Origin of the sequence: Mesorhizobium sp. (assembly GCF_004963255.1) — a bacterium.
In the GTDB taxonomy this organism is placed as follows: domain Bacteria; phylum Pseudomonadota; class Alphaproteobacteria; order Rhizobiales; family Rhizobiaceae; genus Mesorhizobium.
In genome coordinates this window covers 79,658-89,097 of record NZ_SUGA01000019.1, presented here as the reverse complement: position 1 = coordinate 89,097, position 9,440 = coordinate 79,658, and the positions used below count along the sequence as shown (strand labels likewise).

Genomic DNA, 9,440 nt, shown 5'->3' with positions numbered 1-9,440 from the left:
CCAGCGCATGGGCTTCAGGCGTAGCGGCGGGCGGAGCCGCGCTGGTCGCGCACCGCGACCACGCGCTCGACAACCGCGCCGAAGCCGAGCCCGACGACGGTCCACAGCACCAGCTGGATGCCGAGCGAGGCGACGCGGAACTGCCACAACACCGTTGCCGAGAAGTTCTCCGGCACTTCGTTGATGTCGGGCAGGGCCGCCTTCACCAGCGCGAAGACGACGATGAAAGCGAGCCCGGCGACGATCGAGGCATTCCAGGCGCCGAGCCTGCTCCACAGCCGCTGCGCCAGGCCGACCGCCGCCACCATCGCGGCGATCGAGATGACGATCATGATGAAGAACAGTTCGGTGCGGTAGGCGATGGTTTCGGGATTGCCGACCGCGGGCGGGTTGGCCGGGTATTTGAGGCTCGGAACCACAATCACGGCAAGGAAGCCGAGCAGCGCCAGCAGCGCCGAGGTGCCGCGCGGGCCGAGCGAGCCCAGCCGGCCATAGGCATAGGCGAAGACCAGCGAGAACAGCCCGCCAAGCGCCGCGCCATAGACCAGCACGCCGGTCGCGAGACCGATGCCTGCCTGCGTGGCGCGGCTGACCATCTCGGGCTCCGGCGCCTCGCCGGCGGCCTGCGCCTGCTGTTCCTCGAAGGCGATCGCCTTGTCGACCTGCGGCTCGCCATAGACGCGGGCGAAGGCGAACGCCAGAATCCCCGCCACCAGCCCGACAAGCATGCCGCGCAGCAAAAGTTTTCCGACCATGTCAGAGTCCCTTCAAGCAATTTCCCGGAAAAATTAAGCGTTTTTCGCCCGGAATTGCGTTAGGCCAAAACTCAGAACGGCATCAGCGATGCCGAAGCCGCTCCAGAGCAATTCCAGAAAAGTGTGCAACGGTTTTCCGTCCGGAATTGCGTCAGACCAAAACCTAGGACGGTTCAGCCTTCGCTGAACCGCTCCTAGTGGCAGGGGAAGCCGAGCAGGTGGCGGCCGTCATGCACGAATTCATGCACCATCGTGCCACGGATCAGCGAGGTCGCGCCTTCTTCCGCGCCGACGAAATAGATCATCAGCATCAGCATCAGGCCGGCGAAGATTGCCCAGGGCAGAAGCTCGCGGACGGGAATCGCAACCGGGCCGTAGGTCGGGGCGAAGGTGGTGTCGGACATTTTGACCTCCTACTGGGATGCTGCGTCCCGTTGATCCAACTATGCTGCGGAATAAGGCCTGACTTTCGGCTGGTGCCGATCACAGTGGCGCGACCGTGCCGGACTCGCACCGGCTTCCAATCCCGTATAGCGCTAAAACACTTGTCAGCACTTCGTTCGCCTGTCAACGACATGTAATGGCCAACGCGGCTTCGCCTGGCCGAAATTTCACTGGACCACGGAGTTTTGGGATGCTCGCCCGCCTGACGATGATCGCAAGCGGCGCGACGCCCGGTATGCGCAAGGGCCGCTTTCCGACGGACGAGGCGCCGGAGGCGAGCGCCTTCGACAGCGCCGGCGCGATCGCTTCGTCGCTGCGCCGGGCCGACCGCGTCTGGACAAGTCCGGCGCTTGCCGCGCGCAGGACGGCCGAGGCGCTCGGCCTGGAAGCGACCGTCGAGCCGCTGCTTGCCGAGCAGGATTTCGCGCGCTGGGCCGGCAAAAGCTTCGAGGAGGTGCAGGCTGAGGACCCGGCAGGCATGGCGGCCTGGTTTGCCGATCCGGACGCAGCACCCCATGGCGGCGAATCGCTTGCCGCGGTGGCCCGGCGGGGTGCCGCTCTGATGGAGCGGCTGGCCGGCGAGCGCGGCCACACCATCGCGCTCACCCACGCCGTGCCGATCCGCGCCGCCATCGTGCATGTGCTGGGCGCGCCGCTCTCCTCGGTCTGGAAGATCGACGTCGAGCCGCTGTCGTTCACCGAGTTCCGCAGCGACGGCCGCCGCTGGGTGCTGCACGCGAGCGGGGTCGCCGGCGCGAGATAGCGCCGGAACAGCTTTTCTGCTGACAATGGGCCGCGGTGAAGACGAATCCTGCTGTTTCAGCAATCGCTAACGGAACGGAAACGCCTTGCTGCTATGGTGCTGCCCTGTGGCGAGGAGAGCCTTGCCTTAGGAGCCGCCGGATATGGCCAATTATCCCGAGACCGAGCGCCGTCTTCATGCGCGCGAATTCGTGCTCAAGGAAGCCACGATCATTGCCGGAGCCGTCAGGATCGGCTGCTCGGTCAGGAATCAGCACGAGCAGGGCGCGGAGTTGCGCGTCGCCGCCGATACGGAGATCCCGGAACGCTTCCTGCTCGAGGTCCCAGCCGACGATATGACCTATCGCGCCCTGGTGCGGTGGCGGCGCAACGATCGCATCGGCGTGGCGCTCTACAGCAACGCGCCGAGGGGCTGACGCGCGGTTCTCAGCAATTCGTGACTTGATCCTGTCCGGATGGAATGCAACCCGGCACATCGGGAACGCAACCGCGGCGCGTGCGTTCATGAGGGCCGATCAACTGGGATTTTCGCGCATGAGCAGGACAGCCGTTTGGGTGGCGCTGATCGCTATCATTCTCGTGGGCCTCTATTTGTTGCAGGCCAATGGCATGATCAGATTCTGAAGCGGCGGCGCTTGGGCGCCGTTCGCCGGGTCAGCAGCAGCTGTTCTCTCCGCAGCACGGCTTGCCCGCGGCCGCCTGTTCCTTCAGCCAGCGGTCACGCGGCTTGCAGCTCGCTGGCCGCGGCGAAAGCTCGACCTCGATGGCGCCGCCAACGACGCTTGGCTGGGCCGCGCGGTGCAGTTCCATCGGGCGGACGCCGTCGCTGACCTCGAAGGTCAGCTTCGCCGACTGGTCGAGGGCCACGTGATCCGAGACGTTGCGGATGATCGCCGCGAACTTGCCGGCCGGCATATGGACCGGCCCGCCTTCGTCCACGTCCCATAGCTGGACGAAGATCTCCGACCAGGATTCCGGATTGGCCTCGCAATCCAGCGCCGAGAACTGGCCCGCCTTCACCTCGGTGACATGATAGCCTGGTTTAACAGGCCGCCCGTCATAGCGGAAGACCAGCGGCCTGTCCTTGTAGTCGGCCAGCGCGCCCAGCAGGTCGCCGATGGTCAGGTCGGAGGGGTCGATCGGGGCGGCGTTTTTATGATTGTCAGAAGACAGCATGTCGGCTATTCCTCATTTCAATATTTCAAGGATTATTGAAACGTGGATGAACGTCAAGCCCTGATCGCCTTTGGCGCGCTGTCGCAGGAAACCCGCCTGCGCCTGCTGCGCCTGTTGGTCGTTGCCGGACCGGAAGGCATTTCCGCCGGTTCGCTCGCCGAACAGGTCGAGGTCTCGCCCTCCAATGTCAGCTTCCACCTCAAGGAACTGGAACGGTCCGGCCTCGTCACCGCGCGGCGTGATGCCCGCTCGATCGTCTACAGCGCCGAGTACGACGCGCTGTCCGGCCTGATCCGATTCCTGATGGAGGATTGCTGCTCGGGCCGCCCGGAAATCTGCGCGCCGGCGCTTGCCGCGCCTTGCTGCCGGCCGGGCGAGGGGACCACGCAATGACTGCCGCGCCCTTGGCCCAGCGGGGCAAACCGATGAGCGGCTTCGATCCATTGCGCCGGTTGGTCGCCGAAGCCCTGGGCACCGGTCTGCTGGTGGCGACGGTCGTCGGTTCCGGCATCATGGCCGAGACGCTGACGCACGACATCGCGCTGGCGCTGCTCGGCAACACGCTCGCGACCGGCGCCATGCTGGTGGTGTTGATCACCATCCTCGGTCCGATCTCCGGCGCGCATTTCAATCCCGCCGTTTCGCTGGTGTTCTGCCTCAATCGGTCGCTGCCTGCCCGCGATCTCCCTGCCTATATCGCCGCGCAGTTTGCCGGCGGCATCGCCGGCACCATCGCCGCGCATCTCATGTTCGCCCTGCCGGTTCTGGAGGTCTCGACGAAGCTGCGGACCGGGCCGGCGCAGTGGTTTTCCGAAGGCGTCGCGGCATTCGGCCTTGTCGCCGTCATTCTCGCCGGCATTCGCTTCGACCGGCGGGCCGTGCCGTGGCTGGTCGGGCTCAATATCACTGCGGCCTATTGGTTCACCGCGTCCACGTCCTTCGCCAATCCTGCGGTTGCCGTTGCGCGCTCGCTCACCAACAGCTTCTCCGGCATCAGGCCGGTCGATCTGCCGGGCTTCATCGTCGCCGAGCTGCTCGGCGCCCTGATCGCGCTTGCGCTGATGGGCTGGCTCCTCAAGCCCGAAACCGTTCAGCAATCCCATCTCTTGAAAGCCGAACCATGACGGTCACGATCTACCACAATCCCGCTTGCGGCACCTCGCGCAACACGCTCGCCATGATCCGCGCCAGCGGCGAGGAGCCGGTGGCGATCGAATATCTGAAGACGCCGCCGAGCCGCGAGCGGCTGCTCGAACTGATCGCGGCGATGGGGATCACACCCCGCCAGTTGCTGCGGGAGAAGGGCACGCCTTACGACGAGCTAGGCCTCGCCGATCTGACATGGAGCGACGAGGAGTTGGTCGATTTCATGCTTGCCCATCCGATCCTCATCAACCGGCCGATCGTCGAGACGCCGAAAGGGACAAGACTGTGTCGGCCGTCGGAAGCAGTGCTGCCGCTGCTCGACAATCCGGTGCGCGAATTCGTCAAGGAAGACGGTGAGAAGGTCGCCTATACGTCCGTCGCTTAGGGCGCCAGATGCTTCATGAAATAGATGGACGCCCTGGGTTTGCCGAACGGGTCGACGGAATGATGCGGCACGACGCCGACTTGCCGCCAATTCATGCGCCGATAGAGCCGCTCGCTCGCTCCGCCCTCGGCGGTGTCGAGAAGGAGAAGGGAGCGTTTGCTCTTCCTTGCCTCGTCTTCCAGGGACGCCATGAGCGCGGAACCGATGCCTTGCCGCCGGAAATCTCGATGCACGAGCAGCATGTAAACCTCCGCACGGTGCAGCGCATTCGGTTCCGGCGACAGATAGAGCTGGACGGTGCCGACGAGATTGTCCTCGAGATAGGCGCAGATGAGAAGGCGTTCCCCGGCCGCCAGCGAAGGGAAGATGCCTTGCCAATAGGACCGGGCCTGTTCGGCATCGAACGGCAGGACGAAGCCGACGAGCGCGCCATCCTCGATGCTCTGCATCAAGAGCCCGGCGAGGGCGTCGAGTTGCGCCGTTGCTTCGGCCTCGTCGATTACCGCGATACGCATGTGCACTCCCCTTCGAGGCTCGATTGATAATGGGCTTTGAGCAATCCGTGAAGGCCGAAGCGCCTGCGCCTGTCCAGCGCAACCGTCATGTTCTCGTCACGGCCCTCGGCATCACTCAGATCCTCGCCTGGGGATCGTCCTACTATCTGCCCGCGGTTCTTGCCGCGCCGATCGCGAAAGAAACCGGCTGGTCGCTCGCCTCGATCGTTGCCGGCCTGTCCTGCGGGCTGCTGCTTGCCGGGTTTGTATCCCCCATCACGGGCCGGCTGATCCAGCGCCATGGCGGCCGTCCGGTGCTTGCCACCGGCTCGCTGCTGCTGGCGGCCGCGCATTCGTTGCTGGCGACGGCAACCGCCTATCCGCTTTACCTGGTTGCCTGGCTGCTGATGGGCCTCGGCATGTCGAGCAGTCTCTACGACGCCGGCTTCGCCACGCTGGGGCGGCTCTATGGGCAAGGCGCGCGCAGCGCCATCACCAACCTGACGCTCTTCGGTGGTTTCGCCAGCACCGTCTGCTGGCCGCTCAGCGCCTACCTTGTCGAGCATGGCGGATGGCGCATCGCCTGCCTTTCCTATGCCGCGATCCATCTGGCGATCTGCCTGCCGCTCCATCTTTGGGTCATACCGCCGCCTCCGCCCGCGGCGCCCGCCCCGGTGAGAGGCAAGTCGAAAGAGGCATCCGCGACGGGCAGGACGCGGGCACGCTTCATTCTGCTTGCCTTGATCCTGACAGTGGCCGCGATGATCGCATCCACGCTCTCTGTCCACCTGCTCACCCTTCTGCAATTGCGCGGCGTCGGCCTGGCGGCGGCCGTCAGCCTTGGCGCCCTGGTCGGCCCGGCACAGGTCGGCGCGCGCGTGGCCGAGCTGCTGATCGGCCGCAACCGGCATCATCCGATCTGGACGATGCTGGCATCCGTATCGCTGCTCGCGGCCGGGATATGGCTGCTTCTGGTGGGCCACGCATTCATCGCGCTCGCCCTGATCCTCTACGGCGCGGGCAACGGCATCCACACGATCGCGCGCGGCGCGCTGCCGCTGGTGCTGTTCGATCCGCAGCAATACGCCGTCCTGATGGGCAAGCTCGCAACGCCGAGCCTCATCATCCAGGCGGCGGCTCCTTCCATCGGAGCGCTGCTTCTGGGCATGGGCGGCGGCAATCTTGTCCTGACCGCGCTGGCGCTCGCGGCGACGCTCAATGTGGGGTTCTCTGTCTGCCTGCTTGCGGCCGTGCGCCGCTGATCCTCGGAGCGGTTTGACGCACGGTGAAATCGCCGAATCTGTCCCGGGGATCTGCTTTCAGGCGGCTCCCGACGGACGCCGCCGCACATCTTTTGGACGAATTGTGCAATGCATGTCGCTCAAATGCGCCGTGGTTTCGGCTGAGCGACATGCATCGGATAAGGCTTAACTGTGGGTAGCGAATCTGAACGATCGCGAGGCGCTCAGAAACGGTAATTCACGAAGGCCTTCAGCGTGTGGAAAGCCACGTCGTCCTTGACTGTCAACCCCTCGCCATTGTCGAGTATCTGCTTCGAGCCAAGGTCGACATAGGCATACTCCGTGCCGAAGGAGATGCGATCGGTGATGGCGTGCTCGAGGCCAGCACCGATCGTCCAGCCGGTGCGTGTCTGCTCCTCGTTGAAGACGGTCGTCCCGCCGACCGTGAGTGTCTGCTCGGTCTTGCCAAAGGCAAGGCCGCCATGGCCGTAGATCAGCGTGCGGTCCCAAGCGTGGCCCAGCCGCGCGCGAACGGTGCCGAGATATTTGAGGTCCACGTCGCCATTGAAGATCTCGGTGCCGCCCACCGAGGCCGTAACCGAAGCGCCGTAGCTGGACGCGGCAAGATCCGCCACGGCGCCGATCACCCAGCGGTCGGCGAACTGCCAGTCATAGCCGGCCTGGATGCCGCCGAGAAAGCCGCTGGCGGAAATCTCGAACGCGCCGTTGATCGGCGGCGGGTTTCCGTCGGCAAAGATCTGCCGCGAATTGAGCTTCATGTCGCCAACCGCAAACGAACCGAATCCGCCGAGATAGGGCCCCGTCCAGTTGAAGCTCTCCTCCGCCGGCGGGGTCGGGGCCGCTTCCGGAGCGAGCGCATCGGCCGCGAAAGCGCTGCCGGCGGCAAGAACGATCGCCATGGCAGCCATGGACGTGGGTATGATCTTCATCGGATACGTTCCTCGTTGAATTGCCAGTTTCGAAATTGCGTCCACATTCCTTCCCGCCCATGCATGAGCGGGCTTCCGGAGCCGGCAGCCAATCTGCAAAGACATGTCCGCTCATTGCGGAAATGAAAATCGAGTGCCACCCCTTCAATGCACCGCTAGCAGAGAAAATCCGGGCGCGTGTGGCGGATACGGAAGTCAAAATTGCAATAACGGAACAGTTGTTGTTCCGGAATTTCAGTCTTGCAAATTTGTCACACTTAACTCACTTTCCGAAAGCTGAGAGACCATTCTGGATCGGGCTCAAACCAAGGCGGAAATGGTGTTTCTCAAGCGCCAACGGACAGGCAAACGCCAATTGCGGGGCAGGCGCCGTCCAACTTCATGCAGTCTTCGACAGGGAGCACGATGGCGAGCGCTGATCGGGTGGCCTTATTCTCGGCGGACGACATTCCCGAAGATCATCGGGACGAGTTCATTCGCGATTTTTACGGTCGCATCCAGATGCGGCTGGACATCACGCCGCGTGCCGACACGCCTCTCAAATTCTCGGCTCGCACCCTGATCCTGCCCGAGATGAATCTCACCAAGGGCACCGTCTCTCCCATGGTCTGGGAGCGCAACAGTGCGCTGATGGCCGACGGCAACGACGATATCATCCTGTCCTGGAACAAGGGCGGCTACCGCTTCACCATGCCTGGGCGTGGCGACTTCAGCACCGATCCCGGCACCGCGGCGATCCTGCCGATGGACCGCCGCTACTCGGTCGCCAGCGAGGATTCGCAATGGACCATGGCGCTTCAGTTCAAGCGCTCGCTGCTGGCCCCGCTGGTGAAGAATCTCGACGACGTGCGGCCCGACAGTCTCGGCCGCACGCTTCCGGCCCACCGGCTGCTGTTCGATTACCTCTGGTCACTGCTGCATATGGAGGAGCCCGACGCGCTCGCGCCTCTTGCTTCCCGCCATATCACCGATCTTCTTGCCGTTTCCTTCGGTGGGATGGAGGCCCATACGCATCCTCCCGGTGTCCGCGCGGCGAGGCTTGCGGCCATCAAGCAGCACATCGCCCGCAATCTCACCGATCCCGGGCTCAACGCCGGGCAGATATCGCGCAAATTCGGTATCAGCGAGCGCTATGTCCGCCAGCTCTTTGCCGGGGAGGGCACAAGCTTTTCCGACTATGTCAACGGGGAGCGGCTCGCCTATGTCCATAGCTGCCTCACCGATCGCCGGCAGTTGCTGCGGCGCATCGCTGACATCGCCTTCGAGGTCGGCTTCAATGAGCCATCCACTTTCTATCGGCAGTTCCGCCAACGCTACGGCCTGACGCCGACGGAAGTTCGTGCTTTGACCGAGAAGGGCGATAGCGGCTGAAGAGCCGGGGTTCGTTGCCGTCTTCACCCGATGCCGCGCATCGGCTCGTTTGCCCGCAGCCTGATTTCCGCGCAGCTATTTGTCCATCGCCAGCGTCTCCGTTGAGCATGGTCGCCAGGGGAGCCGCCGAGCGTCAGCTCGATCGCGCCGCCTCCAAAAAAGACCCGGCAATTGCCGGGTCGGGTTCGTCTCATTCATTCCACGAGCGCTTCCGCCTCAGTCGCGATGTTCCGGCATCGCCTTCAACTGGTCCTTCGTCCAGCTGGTGACGGCATGGACGTCGCCGTCCTCGTCGCGCATGAAGTCGAGCTGGCTGGCGGTTACGGCCACCGGCTTGGCGCCGATGCCGAGGAACCCGCCGACATCGATCACGACCTGGCTGCCGTGCAGGTGGTCGACCGAGCCGATCTTTTCGTCATCCGGGCCGTAGATGGTCGCGCCTTCGAGGATGGCGGGCGTGAGCTCGGCATTGGTCAGTCTTACGTGACTGGTGTGGTCCATGGCGCATCTCCTGTGGGTGTACAGGAGGAACCGCCGATGCGGCCGAGGGTTCCGCCGATGGAGCGAAAAGCGAGCGCTGCTCAGCGAAGCGCTGCCCGTCCCATCACGAGGCTGAGGACGAGCGCGACCAGGGCGCCTGAGATCGCGAGCCGGGCGCGGGCGCCGGGGGCGTGTCCTGGGCATGCCCGTGGTTCTCACCGCGGATAGGTTGTTTG

The 9,440-nt window shown here is 64.4% G+C and carries 13 protein-coding genes and 1 riboswitch; of the genes, 7 read left to right on the top strand and 6 right to left on the bottom strand.

Going from position 1 to position 9,440, the window contains the following annotated elements:
- Nucleotides 1–14: 14 nt before the first annotated feature.
- Nucleotides 15–755, bottom strand: coding sequence for a CbtA family protein (locus E5X34_RS19920; protein ID WP_292568112.1), 741 nt, complete (start codon nucleotides 753–755; stop codon nucleotides 15–17).
- Between the two features lie 194 nt (nucleotides 756–949).
- Nucleotides 950–1,159 (bottom strand): CbtB domain-containing protein, encoded by a 210-nt coding sequence (locus E5X34_RS19915; protein ID WP_042638334.1) that lies wholly within the window; start codon nucleotides 1,157–1,159, stop codon nucleotides 950–952.
- Nucleotides 1,160–1,304: riboswitch (adenosylcobalamin (AdoCbl) riboswitch) on the bottom strand.
- A gap of 85 nt (nucleotides 1,305–1,389) precedes the next feature.
- Between E5X34_RS19915 and E5X34_RS19910 the strand changes: the two genes are divergently transcribed.
- Together E5X34_RS19910 and E5X34_RS19905 are read left to right on the top strand one after the other, a co-directional pair.
- On the top strand, nucleotides 1,390–1,962 hold the full coding sequence (locus E5X34_RS19910) for a histidine phosphatase family protein (protein ID WP_292568110.1): 573 nt from the start codon (nucleotides 1,390–1,392) through the stop codon (nucleotides 1,960–1,962).
- A gap of 142 nt (nucleotides 1,963–2,104) precedes the next feature.
- Entirely contained in the window at nucleotides 2,105–2,377 is a 273-nt protein-coding gene (locus E5X34_RS19905) for a PilZ domain-containing protein (protein WP_292568108.1), read from the top strand.
- Between the two features lie 238 nt (nucleotides 2,378–2,615).
- On the opposite strand, the gene E5X34_RS19900 is transcribed toward E5X34_RS19905, so the two are convergent.
- Entirely contained in the window at nucleotides 2,616–3,137 is a 522-nt protein-coding gene (locus E5X34_RS19900) for a DUF6428 family protein (protein ID WP_292568106.1), read from the bottom strand.
- A gap of 42 nt (nucleotides 3,138–3,179) precedes the next feature.
- Here E5X34_RS19900 and E5X34_RS19895 point away from each other — a divergent pair, with 42 nt between their 5' ends.
- From E5X34_RS19895 to arsC, 3 genes are read left to right on the top strand one after another with little or no spacing between them, the layout of a single operon-like run.
- Nucleotides 3,180–3,530, top strand: coding sequence for a metalloregulator ArsR/SmtB family transcription factor (locus E5X34_RS19895; protein ID WP_127883016.1), 351 nt, complete (start codon nucleotides 3,180–3,182; stop codon nucleotides 3,528–3,530).
- 32 nt (nucleotides 3,531–3,562) lie between these two features.
- Nucleotides 3,563–4,261, top strand: coding sequence for an MIP/aquaporin family protein (locus E5X34_RS19890; protein WP_292568177.1), 699 nt, complete (start codon nucleotides 3,563–3,565; stop codon nucleotides 4,259–4,261).
- On the top strand, nucleotides 4,258–4,668 hold the full coding sequence (arsC, locus tag E5X34_RS19885) for an arsenate reductase (glutaredoxin) (RefSeq protein ID WP_292568103.1): 411 nt from the start codon (nucleotides 4,258–4,260) through the stop codon (nucleotides 4,666–4,668). Before E5X34_RS19890 ends, arsC begins: the two co-directional genes overlap by 4 nt.
- Here the strand turns inward: arsC and E5X34_RS19880 are convergent.
- The gene (locus E5X34_RS19880; RefSeq protein ID WP_292568101.1) at nucleotides 4,665–5,183 is read right to left on the bottom strand and encodes a GNAT family N-acetyltransferase; all 519 of its coding nucleotides are present in this window, start codon (nucleotides 5,181–5,183) and stop codon (nucleotides 4,665–4,667) included. The genes arsC and E5X34_RS19880 overlap by 4 nt on opposite strands.
- A gap of 47 nt (nucleotides 5,184–5,230) precedes the next feature.
- On the opposite strand from E5X34_RS19880, the gene E5X34_RS19875 reads away from it, so the two are divergent.
- Complete coding sequence (locus E5X34_RS19875; RefSeq protein ID WP_292568100.1) at nucleotides 5,231–6,424, top strand: MFS transporter; 1,194 nt, start codon at nucleotides 5,231–5,233, stop codon at nucleotides 6,422–6,424.
- 203 nt (nucleotides 6,425–6,627) lie between these two features.
- Here E5X34_RS19875 and E5X34_RS19870 read toward each other — a convergent pair whose 3' ends face one another.
- The gene (locus E5X34_RS19870) at nucleotides 6,628–7,353 is read right to left on the bottom strand and encodes an outer membrane beta-barrel protein (RefSeq protein ID WP_292568099.1); all 726 of its coding nucleotides are present in this window, start codon (nucleotides 7,351–7,353) and stop codon (nucleotides 6,628–6,630) included.
- A 405-nt stretch (nucleotides 7,354–7,758) separates the two neighbouring features.
- Here E5X34_RS19870 and E5X34_RS19865 point away from each other — a divergent pair, with 405 nt between their 5' ends.
- Entirely contained in the window at nucleotides 7,759–8,724 is a 966-nt protein-coding gene (locus E5X34_RS19865) for an AraC family transcriptional regulator (RefSeq protein WP_292568097.1), read from the top strand.
- 216 nt (nucleotides 8,725–8,940) lie between these two features.
- Here E5X34_RS19865 and E5X34_RS19860 read toward each other — a convergent pair whose 3' ends face one another.
- Nucleotides 8,941–9,225 carry a photosystem reaction center subunit H gene (locus tag E5X34_RS19860; RefSeq protein WP_095815885.1) on the bottom strand — a complete coding sequence of 95 codons (285 nt, stop codon included), beginning with the start codon at nucleotides 9,223–9,225 and terminating at the stop codon, nucleotides 8,941–8,943.
- Nucleotides 9,226–9,440: the final 215 nt, after the last annotated feature.

What these genes read in the sequence shown, in the direction of transcription:
- E5X34_RS19865 (WP_292568097.1), top strand. Translation starts at nt 7,759, where the DNA reads ATGGCGAGCGCTGATCGGGTGGCCTTATTCTCGGCGGACGACATTCCC.
- E5X34_RS19890 (WP_292568177.1), top strand. Translation starts at nt 3,563, where the DNA reads ATGAGCGGCTTCGATCCATTGCGCCGGTTGGTCGCCGAAGCCCTGGGC.
- E5X34_RS19920 (WP_292568112.1), bottom strand. Translation starts at nt 755, where the DNA reads ATGGTCGGAAAACTTTTGCTGCGCGGCATGCTTGTCGGGCTGGTGGCG.
- arsC (WP_292568103.1), top strand. Translation starts at nt 4,258, where the DNA reads ATGACGGTCACGATCTACCACAATCCCGCTTGCGGCACCTCGCGCAAC.
- E5X34_RS19910 (WP_292568110.1), top strand. Translation starts at nt 1,390, where the DNA reads ATGCTCGCCCGCCTGACGATGATCGCAAGCGGCGCGACGCCCGGTATG.
- E5X34_RS19905 (WP_292568108.1), top strand. Translation starts at nt 2,105, where the DNA reads ATGGCCAATTATCCCGAGACCGAGCGCCGTCTTCATGCGCGCGAATTC.
- E5X34_RS19880 (WP_292568101.1), bottom strand. Translation starts at nt 5,183, where the DNA reads ATGCGTATCGCGGTAATCGACGAGGCCGAAGCAACGGCGCAACTCGAC.
- E5X34_RS19870 (WP_292568099.1), bottom strand. Translation starts at nt 7,353, where the DNA reads ATGAAGATCATACCCACGTCCATGGCTGCCATGGCGATCGTTCTTGCC.
- E5X34_RS19860 (WP_095815885.1), bottom strand. Translation starts at nt 9,225, where the DNA reads ATGGACCACACCAGTCACGTAAGACTGACCAATGCCGAGCTCACGCCC.
- E5X34_RS19900 (WP_292568106.1), bottom strand. Translation starts at nt 3,137, where the DNA reads ATGCTGTCTTCTGACAATCATAAAAACGCCGCCCCGATCGACCCCTCC.
- E5X34_RS19915 (WP_042638334.1), bottom strand. Translation starts at nt 1,159, where the DNA reads ATGTCCGACACCACCTTCGCCCCGACCTACGGCCCGGTTGCGATTCCC.